Origin of the sequence: Pseudonocardia aurantiaca (genome assembly GCF_039526725.1) — a bacterium.
Taxonomy (GTDB): Bacteria; Actinomycetota; Actinomycetes; order Mycobacteriales; family Pseudonocardiaceae; genus Pseudonocardia; species Pseudonocardia aurantiaca.
Genome location: NZ_BAAAJG010000003.1, coordinates 89,878 through 113,255, shown reverse-complemented (window position 1 = coordinate 113,255; position 23,378 = coordinate 89,878). Strand labels below are relative to the sequence as shown.

Here is a 23,378-nt window from a genome sequence, read left to right as displayed (position 1 = left end):
TTGCGGTTGTCAGGAGGTGGAACGTCAGTGGTGACGAAACTCATCGGGGGTCGGAGGCGGGCTCGGTCAGTTCGACCCGCCGCCCGTCCGGGTCGATCACGACGGCCCGCACGCCCCAGGGCCCGGCGGCCGGCGCGCGCTGCAGCACGCCACCGGCGGCGACGAGCGCATCAGCGGCGGCATGCACGTCCGCGACGTCGAATCCCAGCCGGAAACCCGGGCCGACCGCACCGCCGCGTGCGGCCGGGCCGTGCAGCTCCAGCACGGCCCCGCCGACCTCCCCGGTGAGGTGCAGGGGAACGCCAGGGTGTTCCTCCTCGACGAACGTGACACCCAGCGCCTCGTAGAAGGTGCGGCACGCCTGCCAGTCGGTGCAGTTGATCGACAGGTAGGAGACGCGTACGTGCGGTTGTGTGAAATATCCGGAGGCCACAGTGGACAATAGGCCGGTGGCAGGTGGTGTGATGGCGCGGCGACTGCGCGTCCAGGGCGGGGTGGAGCTGTTGTGCGCCGTCCTGCTGCCGGTGGTGTTCCTCCGGGTCACGGGCGTGACGGCAGGTTTTGTCGCCGCGTGGGTTGCGGTCGACGCGATGCTGGTTGTCGGTGCCTGCTACTGGTTCGCGCGCGCCGTGAAGGCCAGCCGTGGCCTCCCGCGGACCCCGAACCTCGGGGCGTTCGCCGTCGCCCGCATCGGGCTCGTCGTCGTGCTGATCGTGACGCTCGGCGTGGTCGTGGTCGACATCGCGGCGGGCGGCGACGCCGTGCGCTGGGTCGCCGTCGTGGTCTGGCTGTTCGCAGTCGCCGAGTACGTCAACTACTTCCACCTCCAGCTCAGCTACCAGAACGCCGCCGAACTTCGGCGGCTGTTGCGGCGTGGACGGCTGGTCCCTGCACACCTCGGCCGGGAGCTCGCCAGGTCCGTCAGGTAGACCGCCTGCTGTCCGAACGCTCACCTGACAGCAACTCGCTCGCACTTTCCCAGCGACTCGCGCGCATTTCTGGCGCGACTCGCGGGTGTTCCCGCGACCGAGTCGCTGATTCGGGTGCCAGGCCGGCCCACCGGGAAGGGGCCCTCGTGGTCACTGCCGCTGGTTACGGTAGGCCCAGCCGGCGAGGAGCGCGCCGATGGCGGTGGTCAGCAGCAGCGCGAGTAGGTGGCCGAGCGCGGGTGCCCCGGTGAGTTGGGCGAGCGCGAGTTGGGCCAGGTGGTAGGTCGGCAGCAGCGTCGCGATCGACCGGACGAAGCCTGGCAGCATGTCGAACGGGAACCACAGTCCCGACGCCACCACCATGGGGAACAGCACGGCGTTGAGGATCGCGGTGGTCGCCTTGGACGAGGCCACGAAGCCGACCGCGAGGCCGAACAGCGCGAACGGCAGCCCGCCCAGCAGCAGCACCCCCATGAGGCGTAGCCATGTGCCGAACGTGATCTGCGGCCCGACGATCAGCATCGACACGGCGGTGAGCGCGACGAGGAGGGCCAGGGCGTACGGGAGTGCGGCGATCACCTTTCCGGCGATCGTGCTGCTGACCGGGACCGCGGACACCTTTTTGACGCCCAGCCACCCGCGTGTTCGGTCGTCGGCGACGGCGATGCCGGGGTTGAGCAGCATCACCGACACCACGCCGAACGTGCCGAACGTGGCGAGCATCGTGACGGCCGTCGGGATGCCGTCGGGGCCGGGCACGTCGCCGAACAGGGAGGCGAAGAGGGCGAAGAACATCACCGGGAACAGCAGCGAGAAGAACAGGGCCGTCGGCTCCCGGCCGATGGCCAGCAGCCCCTCGGTGACCTCCACGCCGAGCACGCGGCGGCGGGACGGGCGCTGGGCCCGGTGGGACAGGGTCGCGGCGGTCATGCCGGCACCTCCATGTGGTCAGCGTGGTCTGTGTGGTCGGCGTGGTCGGCGTGGTCGGGGTTGGTTTCACCGGTGAGCGCGAGGAGTGCCTGTTCCAGCCCGGCGCCTTCGACGCGCAGGTCGGCGAGCCGGTCGTCGAGGGCGAGCCAGTCGCGTAGCACGCGCTCGGGCTCGGTGGTGGCCACGCGCACGCGGTCGCCGTCGCGGGTCGCGGTGGCGACGCCGGGTAGCGCGCGCACGGTGATGTCGTCGAGCGTGGTGCGGGCGGTGATCGTGCGGTCGGGCAGGCAGGCGACCAGCCCGGCCGGGGTGTCCGCGGCGACCACGCGCCCGCGGTGCAGCACCACCACCTGGTCGGCGACCGCGGCGGCCTCCTCCACGACGTGGGTGGTGAGCAGGACGGCAGCGCCGGCGTCGCGGCGGGTGCCGATCGTGCGCCAGAACGCCTGCCGGGCGGCGATGTCGAGCCCGACGGTCGGTTCGTCGAGCAGCAGCAGGTCGGGCTGGCCGACCAGGGCCATCGCCAGCGCCACCCGCTGCTGCTGCCCGCCGGAGAGTTTCCCGGCCCGCCGGCGGGCGAGGTCGGCGATCCCGACCTCGGTGAGCACCGGGCCGGCCGCGCCCCTGCGGCGGCCGGCCCGGACTGCGGCGCCCTGCACCAGCTCGGCCACGGTGAGCGTGCTGGGGAACCCCATCGACTGCTGCACCACGCCCAGGTGGCGGCGGGTGGCGGCGCGCCGCGGGTCCTGCCCGCAGACCCGCACGTCGCCGTCCTGGGCCGCGAGCAGCCCGGTGGCGAGCCCCACCAGCGTCGTCTTGCCTGCCCCGTTCGGGCCGAGCAGCGCCACGCACTCGCCGGCGCGGACGGTCAGGTCCACACCGGCGAGTGCGGTGACGGCGCCGTAGCGGTGGCGCACCCCGTCGATCTCGAGCACCTCGGTCACCTCGGTCATGACGGCAACGGTGCCGGGCCCGCCGGCCGGGCGGCAGTGGATCTCGTCAGCACTCCGGTCTGACGAATGTCACGGCCGGCCTGGACTGTCAGGGGGAGCGGGCAGACTCCCCGCCATGGCCGAGCGTGTGCTGACCACCCGGGAACTCAACCGGGCCGTGCTCGCCCGCCAGCTGCTGCTGGAACGCTCCACGCTGGCCCCCGAGCGCGCCGCCGAGCGGGTGGCGGGCCTGAGGGTGTAAATCGGTGGGTCGGTCCGGAGGGCTCCGTTAGCCTCCTCGCATGCCTGGTTGACGCACTACTACTCCTAGGTCGGCTGTTCCGCCCCCGGCTCGCCCGCTCGTCCGTCGGATGCTCGGATGGGCTCTGTTGGCCGACGTCATGCCGATCTACCCGCTGTACGCGCTGCTGTTCACCGATTCAGGGTTGTCCGGCGCGGAGGTGTCGGCGCTCTTCGCGATCTGGTCGGGCGTCGCGATCCTCACGGAGGTGCCCTCGGGCGCGCTCGCGGATCGGTTCTCCCGGCGCAACTGCCTCGTGCTCGCCGCGGTGTTCCAGGGCGCCGGGTACGCCGCCTGGATGCTCATGCCGAGTTTCGCCGGGTTCGCGCTCGGGTTCGTGCTGTGGGGTGTCGGCGGGTCGCTGGTGTCGGGCGCGCAGGAGGCGCTGCTCTACGACGGCCTCGCGGACGCGGGCGCCCAAGACCGGTACGCCCAGGTGAATGGGTGGGTCACGGCGGTCCAGCTGGGGGCGCAGGTCCCGGGGGCGGTGCTCGCCACCTCGCTGTTCGCGACCGGCGGGTACGCACCGGCCGGCTGGGCGAGTGTGGGTGTCTGCCTCGCGGCCGCCTTCGTCGCGTCGCGGCTGCCGGAGCCGCGCCGAGGCAGCACCCCGGACGACGAGAACGACGAGGATGACGCGGGCTACTTCGCCATCCTGCGGGCCGGCCTGGTCGAGGCTGCGCACCGGCCCGGCGTGCGTGGGGTCCTGGTGGCGGCGGCCGCGCTGTCGGCGTTCGACGCGGTGGAGGAGTACTTCCCGCTGATCCTCGCGGGTTGGGGGCTGCCGACGGCGATCATCCCCATCGCCGACCTGCCCATCGTGCTGGCCGGAATGGCCGGTGCGGCGCTGGCCGGCGCGGCGAGCCGGCTCGGCCCGTGGGCGCTCGGTGCCGTGCTCGGGGTTGCGATGCTGTTGTTCGGCGGGGCCGGCCTCGCCGACCACCCGGCAGGGCTGGTGGCGGTAGCCGTGTTCTACGGGATCTACCGGGCGGTGCTCGTCGTGGTGGATGCGCGACTGCAGGAGCGCCTCGAGAGCCGGTCCCGGGCCACGGTCACGTCGGTGGCGGGTGTCGGCGCCGAGGCGGCGACGTTCGGGATCTACGCCGCGTGGGCGCTCGGCGAAGTGCTGGTGGTGGCGGTGTTCGGACTGCTCCTCGCCATCGCCGTGCCGCTGCTGCTACGGGCTCCGAAAGCCGGACCCGACCCGGTGAGGAGCGGGTAGCGACGCCCCCGGGTGTCGCTACCCGCCGATGGAGAAGATGCGCGTGAGGCGCCCGTGATACGTGCTGTGGATCACCGGATGTATTTCGGTCAGTCCGCCCCTGGTGGGGTCCGGCGGGGCAGCGTCCTCACAGCGGGCCCTTCCAGCACGTTCCCGTCGACGTCGAAGCGCGAGCCGTGGCAGGGACAGTCCCAACTCGTCTCGGCCCCGTTGAACCGCACGAGGCAGCCGAGGTGCGTGCACCGCATCGAGACGGCGTGCAGCCCGCCGTCATTGTCGCGGTAGACCCCGGTGCGCTCTGCTCCCGAGCGCACCACCCCGGCCGAGCCGGGCGCGAGGTCGGCCGCCGACGTGATCTGGCCCGGGGCGAGCCGGTCCGCGACGAGGTCGGCGGCTACCTTCGCGTTCATCTTCGCGAGGCGGGGCAGGCCACGCGGGGAGAGCCGGTGCGGGCTGAAGACCTCGCTCCCGGCGCCGCCGGTGAGCTGCTCGGACAGCAGCATTCCGGCCATCGTTCCGCTGGTCAGGCCCCACTTCGCGTAGCCGGAGGCGACGTACATGCGCGCCGAGCCGGGTGTGTATGTGCCGATCACCGGGGTGTGGTCGTAGGAAATGGGGTCCTGCGCCGACCAGCGGTGCGTGACCACCTCCACGTCCCAGTGCTTGCGCGCGTGCTCCTCGACGGCGGTGTAGCGGGTGCGGTCGACCCCGCGAGCACCTGCCGGGTGGCTCTGCCCGAGCACGATCATGAGGTCGCCGGCGGAGCGGTAGGACCATGTCTCGTCGCCGGCTGTGATCGACATGGCGCGGGACGGCTCGCCGCGCACGCGCGTGGCGACGCAGTAGGAGCGGCTCACCTCCATGCGCGCGAAGTAGAGCCCGCGGTCCCACACGGGGTAGTGGGTCGCGACGACCACGCGGTCGCCCGTCAGCCGGCCATGCGTGGTCCCCACCTGCACGGGGTTGCCCTCGCGGACGCTCAGGGCACGGGTGTTCTCGAAGACCCGGCACCCTCCTCCGTCGACGGCAGCCGCGATGCCACGTAGGTACTTCACAGGGTGGAACTCCACCTGGTCGCCCAGCCGCACCGCCCCCGACACGGGGTAGGGCAGGTCGACGTCGGCGGTCATCGTCACGTGGAACCCGGCGTGTGTGGCGGCCTCGTACTCCTGCTCGATCTCCGGAAGGTCCGCGTCCTGCACCGCCACCGTGAGGGCATTGCGGCGCACGAGGTCACAGTCGATGTTCTCGGCCGTGGCCAGCCCGGCCACCATCTCGACGGCGGCGAGGCTGCGCACGGCGTACTCGTCGGCCACGGCGGACCCGCGGGTGCTGCTGATGCTCGACAGCATCGTCGACTGCAGCGCGGTGACCTTGGCCGTGTTGTTGCCGCTCACGCCCGCACCCACCTGGCCGGCCTCGGCCACTGCCACACGCACGCCCTTCCGCTTCAGGAGCAGGGCCGTCGTCAGGCCGGTGATGCCACCGCCGAGCACGAGCACGTCGAACGAGCGCTCGTCGGTTGGCGGCGGATAGGTGATCGCCGACAGCGCGGCGAGCCAGAGCGACTGCTCCGCGGTGGTGGTGGGTGACAACGGGCCCTCCGTTGGGTCGGGTGCCGTTCTTCTACCCATGCACCTGTGGCGTCAACCGGTGCCGTTGTCCGGTTCGTCCGAAGGCTCGACCTCGGAACAGCGCAGCCGGTACTCGCCGCCGTGGCCTGCCACCTCGTGCAGGTCGTAGTGGTGCACGATCTTCGGCCCGTCGTGCAGGTGGATGTACCGGACGGTGCCGGGCGCAGGCTCGGCGGGCTCGCGGGTGTGCACCCTGCCGTCGAGCGGACCGCCGACGAACCAGTAGACGTCGCGGCCGCCCGCGAGCGAGGCCTCTTCCGCGGTCACGTCCCACGCCCCCTCTGGAGGAGCTCCAGCATCGCCGGGAGCTCGAAGAAGGTGGCCGTGGCAATCGCGGACTGGTTGCCCTGATGCGGGTCGGCGCCGGCGTCGAGAAGCGCGGTGACGGCCTCGCGGCTCTGCTTGAAGACCGCGGCGGTCAGCGCTGTCTGACCGCGCTCGTTCTCACGCGCAGGGTCGGCCCCACGCGCGAGCAGCGCCGCGACGGTGTCGGGATGCCCGTGGTAGGCCGCGAGCATCAGCAGCGTGTCGCCCTTGTCGTTCGTGAGGTTCACCGGCACGCCGGCATCGACGTAGGCAGCTAGCTCCTCGCTGTGGCCGTCGCGTGCGAGGTCAAACATCCGGTGCGCGAACGCCACTGTCTCGGCGTCCAGACCGCCCGGGTCGGTGGGATGCTCCGGGTCCACGCCGAACACGGTACGTGCGGAGCGCGGGTGTGTCTGCCCGTGCCGAACGGGAACCTGCGGCCGTCGCCGCGGTCGCTGTCGACGTGGTCGGGGTCAGGCCGGGTCGGTCAGGAACGCCGTCGCCGCCGAGGCGAGGTAGCCGGGGTCCTGCACCCCGCACAGCTCCCGCGCCGAGTGCATCGAGAGCACCGGGATGCCCACGTCGACCGTCCGGATACCCAGCCGCGTCGACAGGATCGGGCCGACCGTCGAGCCACACGGCACGGTGTTGCGGCTGACGAACACCTGGGTCGGCACGCCCGCGTCGCGGCACGCCCGCTGCCAGGCCGCCGCCCCCGGCGCGTCGGTGGCATAACGCTGGTTGGCGTTCACCTTCAGTGCCGGACCGCCGTTCGGCACCGACCGGTGCGTCGGGTCGTGGTGGCCGAGGTAGTTGGGGTGCGCCGCGTGCGTGACGTCCACCGAGAGGCAGCGCGATGTCGCGAACGCCGCGCCGCGCGCGTCGAATCCGCCTGCGAGGCGCGTGAGCACGGTTTCGAGCAGCGGTCCGGCCGCGCCCGTCGCCGAGCTGCTGCCGACCTCTTCGTGGTCGAAGCCGACGAACACCGGGATCACCCCGGCAGCGTTGTCAGCCGCGGCCAGGAGCGCGCCGAGCCCGGCGTGCACGGAGGCGAGGTTGTCCAGCCGCGGGGCGGCCAGGAGCTCCTCCTCCTCACCGAGCCGCGCCGGCGGGCTGACGTCGTGCACCACGAGGTCGTGCGCCGCCACTTCGTCCGGGTCGACGTCGACCTCGCCGGCCAGGAACTCGATCAGGTCGCCCTCGCTCGCGGCGCCGAGACCCCAGACCGGCAGCAGGTGCTGCTGCGCGTCGAGCGTGAGGCCCTGGTTCACCTGGCGATCGAGGTGGATGGCCAGCTGTGGCACCCGCATCAGCGGCCGGTGCACGTCCACCAGCACCGTGGTGCCGTCGTAGAGCGCGAGCCGGCCGGCGAGCCCGAGGTCGCGGTCCAGCCACGAGTTCCACAGCGCCCCTCCATAGACCTCGACGGCCACCTGCCGCCACCCGGCCGTCCCGATGTCGGGGCGCGGCTTGACCTTCAGGGTGGGCGAGTCGGTGTGCGCCGCGAAGATCCGCATGGGGGTGCCGGGCGGGGCGCCCTCCGGCACGAACCAGGCCAGCAGCGTGCCGTCCCGCACCAGGTAACGGCCGCCAGGACCGTCGTCCCACCGCCCCGCCTCCGGCTGCTCGGTGAAGCCGGCGGCTGCGAGCCTGCTGACGCCCTCGGCCACAGCGTGGTACGGCGTCGGAGCGGACGTGATGAAGGCGGCGAGGTCCTGCGCGAGATCGGTCATCAGAGGCATCCTCTCTCACGTGTCCCGGGAGGAGTTCGACGTGGTCGTCGTTGGCGCGGGCTCCGCAGGCTGCGCGCTCGCCGGCCGGCTGACCGAGAATTCCGGTCGCCGTGTGCTGCTGCTGGAGGCCGGGCCCGCCGACACGTCCGCTGACGTGCTCGACGCGGCGTCGCTCGCCGCCACCCGGCCCGGCCACCCACGCAACTGGGCGTACGCGGCGGAGCTGCGGCCCGGTGTGCATGCCCTGGTGCCGCGCGGGCGGGTGCTCGGCGGTTCGAGCGCGATCAACGGCGCCAACTGGATGCGCGCCACCCCCGCCGACGCCGACGGGTGGGACGCCCCCGGCTGGACATGGGCCGACATGCTCCCGCTCTACGTGCGTTCCGAGCACGACCGCGACCTCCCCGGCGACCCGTGCCACGGCGACCGCGGACCAGTACCCGTCCGGCGGCCGGCGGGGCAGTTGCTGCACCCCGCGGCCGCACGCTTCCTCGCCGCTGCAGAACGCCTCGGTTACCCGGCCGAGCCGGACAAGAACGCCGGGTCCCCGCCCGGCGCCGGGTTGGTGCCGAGCAACAGCGTCGACGGGGTGCGGACCAGCGCGGCGCGCGCCTACCTCGGCAGAGAGCGCCCGAACCTTGTCGTGCGGACCGATGCCACGGTGGCCCGCGTCGTTCTTGACGGGGACCGGGCCCGAGGCGTCGCCCTGCTCGACGGCACGGTCGTCGGGGCGGGGGAGGTGGTGCTCGCGGCGGGTGCGGTCGCGAGCCCGCACCTGCTGATGCTGTCCGGGATCGGCCCGCCCGACGACCTGCGTGCCGCGGGCGTGCCCGTCATCCGTGAGCTGCCTGAGGTGGGGCGGGGCTTCACCGACCACCCCGCCGTGTTCGTCCCCTTCACCACCTCCGACCCGCCTGCCCACCCGCACGCCCCCGGCAGCCAGGCGGCGCTCGACATGGACGCGGGCGCCGACCCCGCCGGCGACGTCGAGGTGCTGTTGTTCGTCCGCCCGTTCGAACCGGGTGGTGACCTGCATCTGATGTGCCTGCTCCAGCACCCCGACAGCCGCGGCACGCTGACGCTCACCTCGGCCGACCCGCGCGTCCGTCCCCGGATCGAGTATGGCTACCTGCGCACGGAACACGACCGCCGCAGGCTGCGGCACGCCATCCGGACGGGAGCCGAGCTGCTGCGGGCCGGGCTCGGCACGCGCACCGCGCCCGGCGCCGACGTCCTCGGCACCGACCACGCGCTGGACGGGTGGATCAAGGCTCACCTCGGTACGGCCGTGCACCTGAGCGGCAGCGCCGCCATCGGGCGGGTGGTGGACGCCGAGCTGCGGGTGCACGGCGTGGCCGGGCTGCGGGTGGCTGACACCTCCGTGCTCCCGGTTGTGCCCCGGCGGGGCACGGCGGCCACGGCGGTGGCGATCGGGGAGAAGGCGGCGGAGCTGTTGTGGGCCTGACGCGGCCGTACTTCAGGGCTGGTTTCCGACAGCACCGTGCGAGTGGCAGGCGAGGATCTCGCGGTGCAGGTCCAGCAGGCGGCACCCGTTCGGCGAGCGCAGGACGGTCTCGGCGTCGGGCAGGTTGACCCCGCCGTTGAAGTGGACGGTGCTCGGTGGCATGACGGGCTCCTCGGGGCAGGGGACGGGCTTTCAGATGGGAAAGGTGTCAGGAACGCGCGTACACGGGGCTCGCCGCCGCCGTGCCGGGTGTCGCGCGGACGGCTGCGGAGGCGGCCAGCGCGAGGAGGAGCAGGCCTGCGCAGATGTAGGCGGAGATCTGCACGCCCAGCGTCATCGCCTAGCGGGCGGCCTGCGCCGCGGCTGCGGTCGCCGGGTCTGCGGCCAGCGCCGGGGATCGCGGCTCCGGCGCTGTCGGTGACAGCGCCGGTGAGCGGCTCGACCTGGGCGTCCGGCACGCCGGCGCCGGGGAGCAGGCCGCGCAGGCCGGTGCCGAGGCTGGTGAAGAAGACGGTGGTGAGCAGCGCGATGACGAGGGCGGAGCCGAGCTCGCGCACGGCGCTCTGGATGCCGGCGCCCTGGCCGCTGCGCTCTGCCGGGACGTCGGCGAGCGCGACGTTGGTGACCTGGGTGGTGGCGAACCCGACCCCGACGCCGTGGCCGAACAGGGCGAGCGCGATCAGCCACCACGCGCTGTCGGCGGCCACCAGCCCCAGGCCGACGAGCCCGAGGACCGCAGGTCTTCGATCACCGGGGCGGGGGAGGAGTTCTTCGGACCGCTCGCCGAGCGCATGGAGGCGATGCTCACGCAGTACAGCGAGGAGCAGATCCTCCAGTTCGAGGCGTTCCTCGAACACCTGAAGACGACCATGGCCGGCGTGCTCGAGGACCTCGCCCGGGAGACAGCCGGGGTTCGTGACGGGAGCGGGCACTCGCGGCGTGACGGGCAGAATCGTCAGGTCAGGAATCCGGCGTCCAGGCACCGCCCCAGCGGGGCGAACAGCTCCTCGCGGCGGGCGGCCAGCTCGTCGAGGGTGAGCCAGGCGATCTCGGTGGCCTTCTCCGGCTCCATCACCCGCAGCTCACCGCCGGTCCGGGAGCACGCCACGAAGAGCGTGACGTAGTGCCTGCCGATCTCCGGCATCGGATCGTCCGTGAAGCCCAGCCGCCGCGTCGCCGTCACAACCAGGCCGGTCTCTTCGGCCACCTCGCGCACGGCCGTGCGCTCGGGCGACTCGCCGAACTCCTGGTGCCCGCCCGGCAGCCCCCACGTGCCTGCCCCGTGCGTCCCGGCGCGGCCCATGACGAGCACCCGCCCGGCTTCGACGATCACCGCTCCGACCCCGACCTGAACCCGCGTCACCGACCTATGCTCGCCCGAGTGACCGGCAACCCGTTCCTCGCCCCCAGCCCGCTCCCGTTCGAGTTCCCGGACTTCGACGCGATCAGGGAGGAGCACTTCCGGCCGGCGTTCATCGCAGGGATGGCCGAGCAGCGCGCCGAGGTGGACGCGATCACGGCTGATCCGGGGCCTGCGACGTTCGAGAACACGATCGTTGCGCTGGAGGGTTCCGGCGCGGTGCTGCAGCGGGTGTCGCGGGTCTTCTTCTCGCTGGTCAGCTCGTGCAGCACGCCGGGGATCCGGGAGATCGAGGCCGAGGTGGCGCCGCAGCTGGCCACGCACGCCGACGCCATCACGCTGGACGCGAAGCTCTTCGCCCGCATTGAGGCGCTCTTCGCCGCGCGCGACGACCTGGGTCTCGACCCGGAGTCGCTGCGCCTGCTTGAGCGCTACCACCGCGACGCCGTGCGGGCCGGTGCGCGGCTCGGAACGGCGGAGCAGGAGCGGCTGCGGGCGCTGAACGCCGAGCTGTCGGCGCTCTCCACCGAGTTCGGGACGAGGCTGCTGGCCGGCGCGAACGACGCCGCCGTGCTCGTCGAGGACCCCACACAGCTCGACGGGCTGGCCCCGGACGCGGTGTCCGCCGCCGCGAGGGCTGCTGCCGACCGCGGGCACGAGGGCGCCCATCTGCTGACGCTCGTGCTCTCGACCGGCCAACCCGCGCTCTCGTCGCTGACCGACCGCGGGATCCGCGAGCGGCTGCATACGGCGTCGGTCACGCGTGGGCTCGGCGGCGAACACGACACCCGGAAGGTCCTGGTGCGGCTGGCCCTGCTCCGGGCCGAGCGTGCGCAACTGCTGGGGCACCCGCATCACGCGTCGTGGGCGGTGGAGATCGGCACGGCCGGCACGGTCGACGCGATCGACGCGATGCTCGGCAAGCTGGCCCCGATCGCCGCGGCGAACGCCCGCGCCGAGGCCGCTGAGCTGTCGGCGGCCGCCGGCTTCCCCATCGAGGCGTGGGACCGCGCCTTCTATGCCGAACGCGTCCGCCGCGAGCGCTTCGACCTCGACACCGCGGCGCTGCGCCCGTACTTCGAACTGGACCGCGTGCTGCACGACGGGGTCTTCCACGCGGCCGGGCGGCTCTACGGGCTGCGGTTCGCCGAGCGCCACGACCTCCCGCTGTACCACCCGGACGTCCGGATCTTCGACGTGTTCGACGAGAACGGGCAGCTCGGCCTCTTTGTCGCCGACTTCTACGCCCGCGACTCCAAGCGCGGTGGCGCCTGGATGAACTCGTTCGTCGCGCAGTCGCGCCGGCTGGGCACCAAGCCGGTGGTGCTCAACACCCTCAACATCGCCAAGCCCGCTGACGGCGAGCCGACCCTGCTGACCGTCGACAACGTCCGCACGCTGTTCCACGAGTTCGGCCACGCGCTGCACGGGCTGTTCTCCGACGTGCAGTACCCGACGTTCTCCGGAACGGCCGTGCCGCGCGACTTCGTCGAGTACCCGTCGCAGGTCAACGAGATGTGGCTGGACGAGCCGGAGATCCTCGCCAACTACGCCCGCCACCACGAGACCGGCGAGCAGCTGCCTGCCGAGCAGGTGGCGCGGCTGGCGGAGTCGCGGCGTTTCGGGGAGGGCTTCGCCACCACCGAGTACCTGGCCGCCGCCCTTCTCGACCAGGCGTGGCACCGGCTGGCCCCCGGCGCGGAGATGGCCGACGTCGAGCGGTTCGAGGCAGAGGCGATCGAGGCTGCCGGGGTGGCGGTGCCCACGGCGCCTCCGCGCTACCGCAGCACGTACTTCAACCACATCTTCGGCGGCGGGTACAGCGCCGGGTACTACTCCTACATCTGGAGCGAGGTGCTCGACGCCGACACCGTGGAGTGGTTCGGGGAGAACGGCGGGCTGCGCCGGGAGAACGGCGACACGTTCCGCCGCGAGCTGCTCTCCCGCGGCGGAGCGGTGGATCCGATGGAGGCCTACCGCGCGTTCCGTGGCCGCGACCCGGAGCTGGCGCCGCTGCTGACCCGCCGCGGCCTGAGCGGCGGCTGATCAGGAACCGAACCAGCCGGGCACGTCGAGGCGGAATGCGCCGGCGGGAACCACCGTGCGCAGGTCCGACTCCAGTGCGCGCACCCGGTCGGTCCCCAGTGCCTGCGCCCACCTCGTCCGCAGCTCCTCGAACACGGCCGCCGAGCGAGCCAGCGCGTCCAGGCCGTGCGGCGTGAGCCGCACGAGCTTGCGCCGCGCGTCGGTCTCGTCGGGGATGCGCTCGGCGTAGCCGAGCTCGGTGAGCCGGTCGACGGTCTTGCCCGCTGCCTGTTTGGAGACGCCGAGGCGGCGGCCCACCTCGCTGGCGGTGGCGCCGTCGGGGCCGATCGCCTGCATGGCGAACCCGTACGCGGGCCGCACATCCGGGTGGCCCTGGCGGGCCAGCTCAGCGTGGAGCTCGTCGATCAGCGAGCGGAAGCCGGCGAAGAGCAGGAGGGGGAGCATCCAGCCGGGTTGGTCCGCGGGATCAGCCATGGCTAAATTCGACAACCAGGTTTACGGTATGGTCAACCATGTTGTCGAGCTTAGGAGTTTTCGTGAGCACCCACTTCCCCGACCACACCGTCGAGTCCGCTCCGGCCGAGGCCCGCCGGTCCATGGAGAGCACGACGCGCCGCCTCGGCTATCTCCCGGCCGGGGTCGCCCGCCTCGCCTCCTCGCCCCAGCTGCTGGACGGGTTCCTACGGCTCAGCGGTCTGTTCGAGAGCACGACACTCGACCCGCTCGCCCGCGAGACCGTGATCTTCACGATCGCCACGCGCAACGGCTGCCACGTCTGCGTGGCGATGCACACCGCGAAGCTCGCGCAGCTGGGCGCGAGCGAGGAGCTGATCGACGCGCTGCGCGCCGGCCTGCCGCTCGCCGATCCGCGGCTCGAGGCCGTGCGCGTGTTCACTGTCGACGTGCTCGCGACGGCGGGCGCCGTGGGGCCGGCCGCGATGGACGCCTTCCTGGCGCACGGCTTCACCGCCCGCAACGCGCTGGAGGTCGTCATGGGGATCGGCGTCTACACGATGTCGACGTTCGCCAACCGGATGACCGACGCGCCGCTGGACGAGCCACTGGCACCGTTCGCGTGGGACGCGGCCTGAGCGATCCGATCAGAGATCAGCCAACGGCCGGCTCGGGAGCCTGCCGACGCGTCCGGCGCCGGTGCAACAGCACCATGACCCCGTCCGCGAGCAGTCCCCAGAACGCCGAGCCGATCCCCAGGAACCCGACACCGGCGGCGGTCACCACGAACGTGACGGCTGCCGCCTCCCTTCCGTCCGGTTCGGCGACGGCGGACGCGATCGCCCCGGCCAGCGCCCCGAGCAGCGCAAGCCCGGCGACCGCCGCCACCAGCACCGGCGGCGACAGCAGGATCAGCGCGGTGGCGAGCCCGAGCACGGCGAGGCCGACACCTGCGGTGACCGACGCGATCCAGCGCCGTCCGGTGTCGGGCCCTGCGTCCGGGCCGGCCGCCAGCGCGGCGCTGATGGCTGCCAGGTTCACCGCGTGGCCGCCGAAGGGTGCGCCCGCCACCGTGGCCAGCCCGGTAGCCGAACTGGGCGAGCACGGCCATTCCAGGAACGTTCTGGGACGCCATCGTCACGAGGAAGAGCGGGATCCCGACGCTCACGAGTGTGGCCGGATCGAAGACGGGCGGGGTCCAGACCAGCACCGGCGCGATGTCGGTGTCTCCAAGGCCGGGACCGGTGACGGCGATCAGGACGACGGCTACGGCCAGAGCGGCGGGCACCGCCCATGGGCGCGCGAAGCGACCGACCACCGCCCACACGACGATCACCGGCGCGGCCAGCATCGGCACCTCGGCCAGGGCGCGGACCGGCGCCAGGCAGAGGTCGAGCAGTACCCCGGCGAGCATCGCCCCAGCGACGGGGACCGGGATGGCGGCGATCAGCCTGCCCAGGGGCGGGACGCACGCGACCACCACCACGAGCGCGCCCGCGAGCAGGAACGCCCCGACAGCGGCGGGAAACCCGCCCGGCGGCGTCCCGGCTGAGATGAGCAGCGCGGCACCTGCACGCGGTCGCTGCGGCCCGTGATCTCCCGCTGACGACCCTGCTCAGCGCTCCGCCGAGTACCAATCAGGGGCGCGGCGGTCGAGATGGGGCTGCTCCGGGTGTTCGACGACGGCCAGGTGACCTACGAGCTGTACCGGATGCGGATCCCGGCAGGTCTCGCGCAGGAGTCACCGCCACACCACGCGGACGTGACGGAGCACGTCACCGTGTTCGCCGGCGTGCTGGAGACCGGGCCCATCGACCGGCCATTGCGGGCAGAGCCGGGGGAGCACGTCGAGTGGACAGCCGACGTCCCGCACGGCTACGCGGCGGTGGGTGACTCCGACGTGCTCGCGAGCGTCCTGATCCGCTACCCGCGGCCGGTCAGCTCCACGTGATCCGCGCCCGCTCCCGCCACAGCGCGAGCACTGCAGCCGCCGACCGAAATGTGGAGACCCCCGCCCGGCCGCGGAGCTAGGCTCGGGTCGTGATCCTCTGAGCTCGAGCCACGTTCGCAGTCCGCCGCGCCCCTCGACCCTCGGAGGTCCCCGTGTCCAAGTCCGTTCAGCCCGAGTCCGTTCAATCCCAGCCCGTTAAGTCCAAGCCCGTTCAGCCCAGCCCGTCCGCGGAGCCCGCGCCGGTCGCCGATGTGGCCGGTGAGTCGGCCGCTCCGGCCGAGGCCGCCGAGAACGAGACCGCGCTCCCGCTCAACCGCGCCGAGCGCCGCGCCAAGGCCCGTAAAGCCGTACCGTCGCACGTCGGACCGCGCCAGGAGCAGGAGCGCCAGGTCCGCGGCGCCCGCGCCCGAACGAAGCGGGCCCGCTGACCGGAATTCCGGCTGCCGCGCCCGCGTTCGGACAGGGTGTCTCCGCAGGTCGAGCTCTCGTTGTTGGATCGTTCCCGCATCAGAGCGGGGGAGCCGGACGTGGCCGCACTACGCCACACGGTGAAGCGCGCCGAGCGTGTGGAGCGGCTCGGCTACCACCGGTTCTGGGTGGCCGAACACCGCGCGGTGCCCGGCATCGCGAGCGGCAGCCCACCGGTGCTGATGGCCGCTGTTGCGGCCCGTACCGGGAGCATCAGGGTCGGTTCCGGCGGGGTGATGCTGCCCAACCATCAGCCGCTCGTCGTCGCCGAACAATTCGCGATGCCGGAGGACGAACTGCTGGTGTCCACCTCGACGTTCGACCACGCGGCGCTGGCCGAGTCGGACGCGAGGCTCGCTCGCCTGCTGTCGGTGGGCTGACTGGCCAGAACGCGCCCGGAACACACCAGTCCCGCCCGGTGGGGAGCGCCGGGCGGGACTGATGTGCGGAATCCTGGGTGCAGGCTTCTACCGGTAGATCCGCATGTAGTCGACGTACATCTCGGTGGGCTGGGGCGAGCCGCCGTCCGGGAAGTAGTCGAGCTGGATCGTGGGGTGCAGCTTGCCGCCCGGCAGCGTCTTGGCGTCGGTGCTCTCGAACCACTTCTCGCCATCGATGTAGCCGGTCATGCGCCCGTCCACCCACTCGACGGCGTAGTTGTGCCACTGGGTGATGTCGATCGTCTTGTGTGCGTACTCCTGCTCGCTGCCGTAGTGCAGGAAGAAGGAGACCTTGTCGGATGCGCTGGTCGTCTCGGCGAAGTCGGTCTCGCCGTTCCCCGACCCGCCGGTCTCGGGCCAGAGGATCAGCACCGGGTGGTACTGGTCGTCGCCCTTGGGGAATCGGGCACGCATCTCCCACTTGCCGAAGCGCTGGTCGTCGGCCCAGGCCATGCCGCCGGTGTTGCCCTTCGAGTCGCCCCGGATCACCAGCGAGCCGTTCTCGATGCTGATCGCATCGGACGTGCGGCGGCCGTTGCCGGCGTGACCCGCCCCGTTGTAATCGGTCCACTTCGGGCTCTTGCTGCCGTTGAACTCGTCGGAGGCGACGAGCGTCCAGCCCTTTACCGTCGCGGCCTGCCGTCCGTCGTTGGTCGGTGGCGGTGGTGGCGCCGCGCGGGGCGCCGGTGCGCGGGTCGTGGGGGAGGGGCGTGGCGGGGCCGAGGCCTCGGTCGTGGCCGGCGGCGGGGGGACCGTCGTCGGGAGCGCCTCTGGTGTCGGCTGGGGGGTGGGTACCTCCACTGTCGTCGGCTCGGTGCGGACGATCGCGTTGCTCAACTCCTGGGCCGCCAGCGAGTCCTCTTCGGCCGGGCGCGCGAGCGTGGCAACCGTCGTCGCGATGAGCATCACGGTGGCACCGACTGCCAGTGGGGCCAGTCGGCGGGTCATGGAACGCTTGGGGAGCGGGTCCCGCGTCACCACGGCCTCGACGTCACGGGCCGGGAGCCGGTGCCGCCCGGTTCCCGTCACGGTGCTCGAGTCGTGTTCTGCGGTGATCCTTGCGATCAGCTCGGTCGGGGATTCCGAGCGCTCGCCCGCAGCGGAGGTCATCCGTCGCATGAGCCGAGACGATAGGGAGAGTTGCGCGCCGTGATCACCAACCTGAGAGTCGAGGTTGCTCATCCGCGCCCAGGGGTCGCCCATACGCGCCGGAACGCACCCGATCGGTGTGTCCAGCAGTCGCCTGTAGTCCTTTCGGGCTAACCCTGCTCTCAGCTCATGGCCCTGACTACCGCTCGTCCGGGTGATGTCGCTCCGTTAGCCGATTGTTATCGGTGGCTCCTTCGGGGAAGCTGAGACGCGATGCTCCCCGCTGCTCCCCCGGGGGGTGCGTCCTCGTACGTGTCGGCACCGCCGTCGGCGCGTGTGTCCGTGCCCCCAAACGATCATGTCCTGTTGGCGCTGCCTCCCACAGCCGCGTCCGCTTCCGTGCTGCGCAGCCTGCGGTCAGAAGGTGTGTCCGTCAGCCCGGTCAGCGACGGCATCGGCGTGCTCGACGCCGTGCGGGCCCGCGACCCCGCTTTGATCGTGCTGGACGTCGAGCTGCCGGGCCCGGAACAGGGCGCCGTGCTCGCCGCGCTCCAGACCGAGGTGCCGAACGTGCCGGTCATCGCGGTCACGTCGCGGGAACGGCGGGCCGGCCTGATCGGCCAGCTGCGCGCCGACCGCGACGACTATGTGGTGCGCCCCTTCGCCGTCGACGAGCTCGCCGCCCGGATCCGGCTGCGGCTGCGGCTCGGGCCGCCGGCCGAGAACGGCGTGCTGCGCCACGGAGTGCTCACCGTCGACACGGAGTTCGGTGACGTCACGGTGGACGGGCAGGGGGTGTCGCTGTCGCCCACCGAGTACGCCTTGCTGATGGCGCTCCTAACGGCGCCCGGCGAGATCGTCCCGCCCGACCGGCTCGCGCGTGAGGTCTGGTCGGAGCCCGCGTCGGCGAACCTCATACAGGTCTACATCTCCTATCTCCGGCGCAAGATCGGGGCGGAGCGCATCCGCACGGTGCGTGGCGAGGGATACGTGCTGGAGGCCTGAGAAACACCCGGAAGCGTCCGATCAGTGCTGGACGGCGCCCGGCCGGGTGGTCATGGTCCGCTCAGGGTGCGTCCTGCGTCACACCGTGCTACCCAGTGCCCATACGGGTCGCTGGGGCGGCGGCCCTGAGGACAGTCGGGAGCAGGACATGACCATCACCGGCATCATCACGGCCATCGTCATCGGCGCGATCATCGGTTTGCTCGGGCGGCTCGTCGCTCCCGGCAAGCAGAACATCCCGATCTGGCTGACGGTCCTGGTCGGCATCGTGGCCGCGTTCATCGGTACATGGATCGCCGGCTTCTTCGGTGTTGCCGACACCCGCGGAATCGACTGGATCGAGCTGATCCTGCAGGTCGTCGTCGCCGCGATCGGTGTCACCGTCGTCGCCGGGATCTACGGACGGCGCGGCGTCAGGCACTGACCCGGCCGCACGTCGGGCAGCGGCCCGGTCCCGACCAGGGGCCGGGCCGCAGTCGTTCCTGAACGGCCTAGAGCTCGTTAGCCCGCGAACGACTGCGCGGCTGCCAGGAAAGCGTCGTTCTCCTCGGGCGTCGAGATCGTGACGCGCACGCCGTCAGGGTGGAACGGGCGGACGATGACCTTGTGGTCCATGCAGTGCGCCGCGAACGGGGCGGTGCGCTCGCCGAGTGCAAGCCACACGAAGTTCGACTGCGTGGGCGGCACGGTGTAGCCGGCGTCCAGGAGCGCATCCCGCACCCGCACCCGCTCCTCGATCGCCACGGCGCAGCTCGCGAGGAGCGCGTCGGCGTCGTCGAGTGCCGCGATCGCCGCAGCCTGGGCCACGCTGTTCACGCTGAACGGCGAGCAGACCTTGCGCAGCGCCGTCGCTGTCTCCTCCGAGCCGATCGCGTAGCCGACCCGCAGCCCGGCGAGCCGGTAGGCCTTGGAGAACGTGCGCAGCACAACCAGGTTCGGGTGCGCGTCGATCAGGTCCATCCCGTCGACGACGTCCGGGTCGGTGACGTACTCGTGGTAGGCCTCGTCCAGCGCCACCAGCACATCCGGCCCCACCGTAGCGAGCAGGCGCTCCATCTCGGCCCGGGTCACCGCGGTGCCCGTCGGGTTGTTCGGGCTGCAGACGAACACCAGCCGCGTCTTCGGCCCGACCGCGGCGGCCATCGCGTCGATGTCGTGCCGGAAGCCCGCGTCCAGGGGGACGGTCCGGATCGTTGCTCCGCCGATCTGCGTGACGATCGGGTAGGCCTCGAACGACCGCCAGGCGAACACCACCTCGTCGGAAGGATCGTGGCAGGTGGCCTGCACGAGCTGCTGGCAGAGGCTGACCGACCCGCAGCCGACGGCGATGCGCTCCGGAGCCACCTTCAGCGCGTCGGCGAGGCGGCTGGTGAGGCTCGTCACGGCGAGGTCGGGGTAGCGGTTGCCCGCCGTCGCCGCCTCGGCGATCGCGGCCAGCACGGGCGGCGTGGGCGGCAGCGGCACCTCGTTGCTGGCCAGCTTGATCGCCCCCGGGATCGTCTTCCCCGGGACGTACGCGGGGAGGGTTTCGAGGTCAGGGCGGATCAGTGCCATGCCCGCCACGGTAGCGCCGCCCGGACCGGTGGCCGCCACCCAGCCGTGTCACGCTGTGACCATGACCGAGATCCGGACGGAAACCGTGCCCCTGGTCGACGGCAGCGCGCTCCGGCTCACCGTCTCCGAGCCGGTCAGCGCGGTCCGCGGGGGGATCGTGGTGCTGCATGAGGCCCGCGGCGTCACCGACGCGGTGCGCGGCCTGGTGCACGGCCTGGCGGGGGACGGCTGGCTCGCTGTCGCCCCGCACCTGTACCACCGTGACGGCGCTGACGAGCTCGACGGCGCCGAAGAGGAGGTCCAGCAGCAGGTCGACCGGCTCGAGTTCGAGCAGGTGATGGCTGACACGGACACGGCGTTCGGCTGGCTCGCCGAGCGAGACATCAGCGCCGACCGAATGGGCGTCATCGGCTTCGACCTCGGCGGATCGGTCGCGCTCCTGGTGGCGGCCAAACGCACGCTCGGTGCCGCCGTCACGGTCGCAGGCGAGAGTGTCGCCAAGGCCCCGTCCCGTGGGCTGCAGACGCTGATCGAAGCCGCTCCCGGTATCACGTGCCCGTGGCTCGGGATCTACGGCGAGACGGCCGACGGTGTGCCGGATCCAGAGATCGGCGAGCTGCGCGAGGCGGCGGCGTCGTCCGAGATCGCGACCGACGTCGTGGTCTATCCGCGGCGCGGGCACCGCTTCGACGACGATCCCGAGATCGCCGCGGACGCCTGGCACCGCACGCTCAACTGGTTCGACTCGCACCTGCGCTGACGCCGCCGCCGCCCACACGATTGCGGGAGCCCTCGTGTGGGCCCACCACATCTGCCGCCGGCGTGACCTGGGTGGCAGGCCCCTGGCGCCGCGGTGGCGCGGCTTGCATCCTGAGCGGCATGGCCGAGATCCCCGACGTCCTGTGGACTCCCGACTCCCAGCGCTCCGGCCCGCTCGCGGAGTTCACGTCGTGGGTGCGTGAGCACCGCGGGGTGGACGCCCCGGACTACGCCGCTCTGCACACCTGGTCGGTCACCGACATCGAGGGCTTCTGGTCCGCCGTCGCCGAGTTCCTCGGCGTCCGGTTCCACGACCGGCCGCGTGCGGTGCTGGGCAGGCGGGAGATGCCGGGAACGGAGTGGTTCCCCGGCGCCACGCTCAACTACGCGGAGCACGCGCTCGCTGACGGACCCGGTCGCGCCGACGGCGACCTCGCGGTCGTCTTCGCGCGGGAGGACGGGCTGGAGCGCGAGGTCACCTACGGCGAGCTGCGCGATCTCGTGGGCCGGACGCGCGCCGGACTCGTCCGGATCGGGGTGGGGCGGGGCGACCGGGTTGTCGCGCTGGCGCCGAACTCCGTCGAGACCCTAGTGACCTTCCTCGCCGCGGCGAGTCTGGGCGCTACCTGGTCGTCCTGCTCCCCGGACTTCGGCGCCCGCGCCGTGCACGACCGCTTCGCCCAGATCGAGCCGGTCGTCCTGTTCGCCGTGGACGGCTACGTCTACGGCGGCAAGCGGTTCGACATCCGCGCGAACGTCGACGCGCTGCGCGCCCAGCTCCCGTCGCTGAAGGCGACCGTGTTGGTCCCGTACCTCGACGCGGACGCGACGCTGGACGGCGTTGTTGCCTGGGCCGACCTCACCGCCGAGCCGGCTCCGCTCGCGTTCGAGTCGGTGCGGTTCGACCACCCGCTGTGGGTGCTCTACTCCTCGGGCACCACCGGCCTGCCCAAGGGAATCGTCCACGGCCACGGCGGCATCGTCTGCGAGCATCTCAAGGCCCTGCGCCTGCAGATGGAGCTGGGGCCCGGCGAGCGGTTCTTCTGGTTCACCACCACCGGCTGGATGATGTGGAACTTCCTCATCGGCGGCCTGCTCGTCGGCGCCACGGTCGTCCTGTTCGACGGCAACCCCGGCCACCCTGACCTCGGCGCGCTGTGGCGGCTCGCCGACCGGCACCGCGTCACCTACTTCGGGACGTCGGCGCCGTTCATCCAGGCGAGCCTCAAGTCCGGCCTGCGCCCGCGCGAGCAGAACGACCTCGCGGCGCTGCGTGCGATCGGTTCCACGGGCGCGCCGCTCTCGGTTGAGGGTTTCCGCTGGGTCGGAAATGCCATCGGTGACCACGTCCAGATCTGCTCGGTGTCCGGCGGCACCGACGTCTGTGCCGCGTTCGTCGGCTCCGCCCCGAACGTGCCCGTCTGGCTCGGCGAGATCTCCTGTGCCTCGCTCGGCGCCGCCGTCGTGGCGTACGACGAGAAGGGGGAGGAACTCGTCGACGAGGTGGGCGAGTTGGTGATCACCAGCCCGATGCCGTCGATGCCGGTGGCGTTCTGGAGCGACCCGGACGGTACCCGCCTGCGTGAGGCCTACTTCGACGAGTTCCCAGGCGTCTGGCGGCACGGCGACTGGGTCCGGCTCACGCCCCGCGGTTCGTACGTGATCTACGGCCGCAGCGACTCCACCCTCAACCGCGGCGGCGTACGGATGGGCACCGCCGACTTCTACGCCGTCGTGGAGGGCTTCGACGAGGTGCTCGACTCGCTCGTGATCGACACCACGGAGCTGGGTGCCGGCGACGAGGGCGCCCTGCTGTGCTTCCTGGTGCTCGCCGACGGAGTGGCGCTGGAAGACGTCGAGCCCGGGTTGCGCAGGGCCCTGCGCACGGAGCTGTCTCCTCGCCACGTCCCCGACCGGTTCGTCGTGGTCGACGCCGTGCCGCGCACGCTCAACGGCAAGAAATGCGAGGTGCCGGTCAAGAAGATCCTGGCAGGGGTGGCCCCCGACAAGGCCGTGAGCCGTGGGGCGCTGCAGAATCCCGACGCCCTTGATCCCTTCCTGACCCTCGCCGCCGGGGGGTGGTGAACCGGCTGGATGGGCCTGTGTACCCTGGTCATCGCTGGAGGCCGTGAGGCCCCGGGAGGCTTCGCCTAGTCTGGTCTATGGCGCCGCACTGCTAATGCGGTTTGGGGTCACCCCCCATCCCGGGTTCAAATCCCGGAGCCTCCGCGCTGGTGTGGCCGGCTCTCGGGCCGGTCGCGGCATGATGTACAACTGAACAGCACGCGCCCGTAGCTCAATGGATAGAGCATCTGACTACGGATCAGAAGGTTAGGGGTTCGAGTCCCTTCGGGCGCACAGAGAAAGACCAGGTCAGGGCCCTAGTTCACTTCGGTGAGCCGGGGCCCTGAGTCGTATCCGGGGCCGGTCGTCTCACCGTTTCTCACACTTGCCTGATCGAGCGTGTAGATCTGCCCCAGGGCCGCGGTGCCCTGGCGCATGTCCTCGGTGTGGTCGGCGTGCACGTACTGCCGGAGCGTGAACGACGAGTCGTAGTGCCCGGCGCACCGTGAGACCACCGAGATCGGCACTCCGGCCTTCTCCATGAGCGAGCAGGCCGTGTGCCGGGCGCCGCGCAGCACGATGCGGGGAAGCCCTGCCCGCGTGAACACACGCTCGAACTCATCGGACTACGACTCCGGGTGCGCCGGCTGGCCCAGCTCGTCGACGACCACCAGGCCGCTCTGCTCGTATGCCTCGCCGGCTGCGAGTCGCTCCCGTGTCTGCCGGGCCTTGAGGGC

The 23,378-nt window shown here is 72.0% G+C and carries 25 protein-coding genes, 2 tRNA genes and 2 pseudogenes; 15 read left to right on the top strand and 14 right to left on the bottom strand.

Translation table 11 applies throughout. The annotated features are described in order from the left end of the window. Nucleotides 1–40: 40 nt before the first annotated feature. The gene (locus ABD143_RS05040; protein ID WP_343971878.1) at nucleotides 41–433 is read right to left on the bottom strand and encodes a VOC family protein; all 393 of its coding nucleotides are present in this window, start codon (nucleotides 431–433) and stop codon (nucleotides 41–43) included. Between the two features lie 16 nt (nucleotides 434–449). Between ABD143_RS05040 and ABD143_RS05035 the strand changes: the two genes are divergently transcribed. Further along, nucleotides 450–929, top strand: a complete 480-nt coding sequence (locus ABD143_RS05035; RefSeq protein WP_343971877.1) for a hypothetical protein — start codon at nucleotides 450–452, stop codon at nucleotides 927–929. A gap of 150 nt (nucleotides 930–1,079) precedes the next feature. Here the strand turns inward: ABD143_RS05035 and ABD143_RS05030 are convergent, their stop codons facing one another. Together ABD143_RS05030 and ABD143_RS05025 are read right to left on the bottom strand one after the other, a co-directional pair. After that, nucleotides 1,080–1,859 carry an ABC transporter permease gene (locus ABD143_RS05030; protein ID WP_343971875.1) on the bottom strand — a complete coding sequence of 260 codons (780 nt, stop codon included), beginning with the start codon at nucleotides 1,857–1,859 and terminating at the stop codon, nucleotides 1,080–1,082. Next, complete coding sequence (locus tag ABD143_RS05025; RefSeq protein ID WP_343971873.1) at nucleotides 1,856–2,812, bottom strand: ABC transporter ATP-binding protein; 957 nt, start codon at nucleotides 2,810–2,812, stop codon at nucleotides 1,856–1,858. Before ABD143_RS05025 ends, ABD143_RS05030 begins: the two co-directional genes overlap by 4 nt. A gap of 115 nt (nucleotides 2,813–2,927) precedes the next feature. On the opposite strand from ABD143_RS05025, the gene ABD143_RS05020 reads away from it, so the two are divergent. Both ABD143_RS05020 and ABD143_RS05015 read left to right on the top strand, forming a co-directional pair. Beyond that, nucleotides 2,928–3,053 (top strand): hypothetical protein, encoded by a 126-nt coding sequence (locus tag ABD143_RS05020; protein ID WP_343971871.1) that lies wholly within the window; start codon nucleotides 2,928–2,930, stop codon nucleotides 3,051–3,053. 109 nt (nucleotides 3,054–3,162) lie between these two features. Then, nucleotides 3,163–4,314, top strand: coding sequence for an MFS transporter (locus tag ABD143_RS05015; RefSeq protein WP_343971869.1), 1,152 nt, complete (start codon nucleotides 3,163–3,165; stop codon nucleotides 4,312–4,314). A gap of 89 nt (nucleotides 4,315–4,403) precedes the next feature. Here the strand turns inward: ABD143_RS05015 and ABD143_RS05010 are convergent, their stop codons facing one another. The 4 genes from ABD143_RS05010 to ABD143_RS04995 all read right to left on the bottom strand — a co-directional run bounded on the left by ABD143_RS05010 (nucleotide 4,404) and on the right by ABD143_RS04995 (nucleotide 7,987). Further along, on the bottom strand, nucleotides 4,404–5,909 hold the full coding sequence (locus ABD143_RS05010; protein WP_343971867.1) for an FAD-dependent oxidoreductase: 1,506 nt from the start codon (nucleotides 5,907–5,909) through the stop codon (nucleotides 4,404–4,406). Nucleotides 5,910–5,960: 51 nt separating this feature from the next. Then, the gene (locus tag ABD143_RS05005) at nucleotides 5,961–6,215 is read right to left on the bottom strand and encodes a hypothetical protein (protein ID WP_343971865.1); all 255 of its coding nucleotides are present in this window, start codon (nucleotides 6,213–6,215) and stop codon (nucleotides 5,961–5,963) included. Then, entirely contained in the window at nucleotides 6,212–6,568 is a 357-nt protein-coding gene (locus tag ABD143_RS05000) for an ankyrin repeat domain-containing protein (protein WP_343973338.1), read from the bottom strand. Before ABD143_RS05000 ends, ABD143_RS05005 begins: the two co-directional genes overlap by 4 nt. Before the next feature lie 159 nt (nucleotides 6,569–6,727). Further along, nucleotides 6,728–7,987 (bottom strand): M18 family aminopeptidase, encoded by a 1,260-nt coding sequence (locus ABD143_RS04995; protein WP_343971863.1) that lies wholly within the window; start codon nucleotides 7,985–7,987, stop codon nucleotides 6,728–6,730. Between the two features lie 19 nt (nucleotides 7,988–8,006). Between ABD143_RS04995 and mftG the strand changes: the two genes are divergently transcribed. Beyond that, entirely contained in the window at nucleotides 8,007–9,452 is a 1,446-nt protein-coding gene (mftG, locus tag ABD143_RS04990) for a mycofactocin dehydrogenase MftG (RefSeq protein WP_343971861.1), read from the top strand. A 12-nt stretch (nucleotides 9,453–9,464) separates the two neighbouring features. Here mftG and ABD143_RS04985 read toward each other — a convergent pair whose 3' ends face one another. Beyond that, complete coding sequence (locus tag ABD143_RS04985) at nucleotides 9,465–9,614, bottom strand: hypothetical protein (RefSeq protein ID WP_343971859.1); 150 nt, start codon at nucleotides 9,612–9,614, stop codon at nucleotides 9,465–9,467. A gap of 793 nt (nucleotides 9,615–10,407) precedes the next feature. Then, on the bottom strand, nucleotides 10,408–10,815 hold the full coding sequence (locus tag ABD143_RS04980) for a nucleotide triphosphate diphosphatase NUDT15 (RefSeq protein ID WP_343971857.1): 408 nt from the start codon (nucleotides 10,813–10,815) through the stop codon (nucleotides 10,408–10,410). 6 nt (nucleotides 10,816–10,821) lie between these two features. Here ABD143_RS04980 and ABD143_RS04975 point away from each other — a divergent pair, with 6 nt between their 5' ends. Beyond that, a complete protein-coding gene (locus ABD143_RS04975) occupies nucleotides 10,822–12,858 on the top strand; it encodes a M3 family metallopeptidase (RefSeq protein ID WP_343971855.1) in 2,037 nt (678 codons plus the stop codon). Here ABD143_RS04975 and ABD143_RS04970 read toward each other — a convergent pair whose 3' ends face one another. Further along, nucleotides 12,859–13,332, bottom strand: a complete 474-nt coding sequence (locus ABD143_RS04970; RefSeq protein WP_343971853.1) for a MarR family winged helix-turn-helix transcriptional regulator — start codon at nucleotides 13,330–13,332, stop codon at nucleotides 12,859–12,861. A gap of 122 nt (nucleotides 13,333–13,454) precedes the next feature. Here ABD143_RS04970 and ABD143_RS04965 point away from each other — a divergent pair, with 122 nt between their 5' ends. Further along, nucleotides 13,455–13,949 carry a carboxymuconolactone decarboxylase family protein gene (locus tag ABD143_RS04965; protein WP_343973336.1) on the top strand — a complete coding sequence of 165 codons (495 nt, stop codon included), beginning with the start codon at nucleotides 13,455–13,457 and terminating at the stop codon, nucleotides 13,947–13,949. Nucleotides 13,950–13,965: 16 nt separating this feature from the next. On the opposite strand, the pseudogene ABD143_RS04960 reads toward ABD143_RS04965, so the two are convergent. Further along, nucleotides 13,966–14,866: pseudogene (locus ABD143_RS04960) on the bottom strand (benzoate/H(+) symporter BenE family transporter). Nucleotides 14,867–14,968: 102 nt separating this feature from the next. Between ABD143_RS04960 and ABD143_RS04955 the strand changes: the two are divergent. From ABD143_RS04955 to ABD143_RS04945, 3 genes and pseudogenes are all read left to right on the top strand, one after another. After that, nucleotides 14,969–15,262, top strand: a complete 294-nt coding sequence (locus ABD143_RS04955) for a cupin domain-containing protein (protein WP_343971851.1) — start codon at nucleotides 14,969–14,971, stop codon at nucleotides 15,260–15,262. Between the two features lie 251 nt (nucleotides 15,263–15,513). After that, nucleotides 15,514–15,690 (top strand): hypothetical protein, encoded by a 177-nt coding sequence (locus tag ABD143_RS04950; RefSeq protein ID WP_343971849.1) that lies wholly within the window; start codon nucleotides 15,514–15,516, stop codon nucleotides 15,688–15,690. A 36-nt stretch (nucleotides 15,691–15,726) separates the two neighbouring features. Next, a pseudogene (locus ABD143_RS04945) lies at nucleotides 15,727–16,020 on the top strand (LLM class flavin-dependent oxidoreductase); the annotation flags it as partial. 177 nt (nucleotides 16,021–16,197) lie between these two features. Here ABD143_RS04945 and ABD143_RS04940 read toward each other — a convergent pair. Then, nucleotides 16,198–17,289, bottom strand: a complete 1,092-nt coding sequence (locus tag ABD143_RS04940; RefSeq protein WP_343971847.1) for a glycoside hydrolase family 16 protein — start codon at nucleotides 17,287–17,289, stop codon at nucleotides 16,198–16,200. Nucleotides 17,290–17,625: 336 nt separating this feature from the next. Between ABD143_RS04940 and ABD143_RS04935 the strand changes: the two genes are divergently transcribed. Beyond that, the gene (locus ABD143_RS04935; protein WP_343971845.1) at nucleotides 17,626–18,264 is read left to right on the top strand and encodes a response regulator transcription factor; all 639 of its coding nucleotides are present in this window, start codon (nucleotides 17,626–17,628) and stop codon (nucleotides 18,262–18,264) included. A 148-nt stretch (nucleotides 18,265–18,412) separates the two neighbouring features. Next, the gene (locus ABD143_RS04930; RefSeq protein WP_343971843.1) at nucleotides 18,413–18,688 is read left to right on the top strand and encodes a GlsB/YeaQ/YmgE family stress response membrane protein; all 276 of its coding nucleotides are present in this window, start codon (nucleotides 18,413–18,415) and stop codon (nucleotides 18,686–18,688) included. Nucleotides 18,689–18,765: 77 nt separating this feature from the next. On the opposite strand, the gene hisC is transcribed toward ABD143_RS04930, so the two are convergent. After that, a complete protein-coding gene (gene hisC, locus ABD143_RS04925; protein ID WP_343971841.1) occupies nucleotides 18,766–19,818 on the bottom strand; it encodes a histidinol-phosphate transaminase in 1,053 nt (350 codons plus the stop codon). 61 nt (nucleotides 19,819–19,879) lie between these two features. Here hisC and ABD143_RS04920 point away from each other — a divergent pair, with 61 nt between their 5' ends. The 4 genes from ABD143_RS04920 (at nucleotide 19,880) to ABD143_RS04905 (ending at nucleotide 22,935) form a co-directional block, all read left to right on the top strand. Next, nucleotides 19,880–20,578 carry a dienelactone hydrolase family protein gene (locus tag ABD143_RS04920; protein ID WP_343971839.1) on the top strand — a complete coding sequence of 233 codons (699 nt, stop codon included), beginning with the start codon at nucleotides 19,880–19,882 and terminating at the stop codon, nucleotides 20,576–20,578. 119 nt (nucleotides 20,579–20,697) lie between these two features. Next, nucleotides 20,698–22,662, top strand: coding sequence for an acetoacetate--CoA ligase (locus tag ABD143_RS04915; RefSeq protein ID WP_343971837.1), 1,965 nt, complete (start codon nucleotides 20,698–20,700; stop codon nucleotides 22,660–22,662). A 54-nt stretch (nucleotides 22,663–22,716) separates the two neighbouring features. Then, nucleotides 22,717–22,806, top strand: a tRNA-Ser gene (locus tag ABD143_RS04910). Between the two features lie 56 nt (nucleotides 22,807–22,862). Then, nucleotides 22,863–22,935: transfer RNA gene (locus tag ABD143_RS04905), tRNA-Arg, on the top strand. Nucleotides 22,936–22,958: 23 nt separating this feature from the next. Here the strand turns inward: ABD143_RS04905 and ABD143_RS04900 are convergent. Beyond that, complete coding sequence (locus ABD143_RS04900; RefSeq protein WP_343971835.1) at nucleotides 22,959–23,249, bottom strand: tyrosine-type recombinase/integrase; 291 nt, start codon at nucleotides 23,247–23,249, stop codon at nucleotides 22,959–22,961. Nucleotides 23,250–23,378: the final 129 nt, after the last annotated feature.

Coding starts and splice junctions, on each gene's coding strand:
- ABD143_RS05020 (WP_343971871.1), top strand. CDS start 2,928: ATGGCCGAGCGTGTGCTGACCACCCGGGAACTCAACCGGGCCGTGCTC.
- ABD143_RS04975 (WP_343971855.1), top strand. CDS start 10,822: ATGCTCGCCCGAGTGACCGGCAACCCGTTCCTCGCCCCCAGCCCGCTC.
- ABD143_RS04940 (WP_343971847.1), bottom strand. CDS start 17,289: ATGCGACGGATGACCTCCGCTGCGGGCGAGCGCTCGGAATCCCCGACC.
- ABD143_RS04970 (WP_343971853.1), bottom strand. CDS start 13,332: ATGGCTGATCCCGCGGACCAACCCGGCTGGATGCTCCCCCTCCTGCTC.
- ABD143_RS05025 (WP_343971873.1), bottom strand. CDS start 2,812: ATGACCGAGGTGACCGAGGTGCTCGAGATCGACGGGGTGCGCCACCGC.
- ABD143_RS04930 (WP_343971843.1), top strand. CDS start 18,413: ATGACCATCACCGGCATCATCACGGCCATCGTCATCGGCGCGATCATC.
- ABD143_RS05030 (WP_343971875.1), bottom strand. CDS start 1,859: ATGACCGCCGCGACCCTGTCCCACCGGGCCCAGCGCCCGTCCCGCCGC.
- ABD143_RS04995 (WP_343971863.1), bottom strand. CDS start 7,987: ATGACCGATCTCGCGCAGGACCTCGCCGCCTTCATCACGTCCGCTCCG.
- ABD143_RS04920 (WP_343971839.1), top strand. CDS start 19,880: ATGACCGAGATCCGGACGGAAACCGTGCCCCTGGTCGACGGCAGCGCG.
- ABD143_RS04965 (WP_343973336.1), top strand. CDS start 13,455: ATGGAGAGCACGACGCGCCGCCTCGGCTATCTCCCGGCCGGGGTCGCC.
- hisC (WP_343971841.1), bottom strand. CDS start 19,818: ATGGCACTGATCCGCCCTGACCTCGAAACCCTCCCCGCGTACGTCCCG.
- ABD143_RS05000 (WP_343973338.1), bottom strand. CDS start 6,568: ATGTTTGACCTCGCACGCGACGGCCACAGCGAGGAGCTAGCTGCCTAC.
- ABD143_RS05015 (WP_343971869.1), top strand. CDS start 3,163: ATGCTCGGATGGGCTCTGTTGGCCGACGTCATGCCGATCTACCCGCTG.
- ABD143_RS04985 (WP_343971859.1), bottom strand. CDS start 9,614: ATGCCACCGAGCACCGTCCACTTCAACGGCGGGGTCAACCTGCCCGAC.
- ABD143_RS04915 (WP_343971837.1), top strand. CDS start 20,698: ATGGCCGAGATCCCCGACGTCCTGTGGACTCCCGACTCCCAGCGCTCC.
- ABD143_RS04955 (WP_343971851.1), top strand. CDS start 14,969: ATGGGGCTGCTCCGGGTGTTCGACGACGGCCAGGTGACCTACGAGCTG.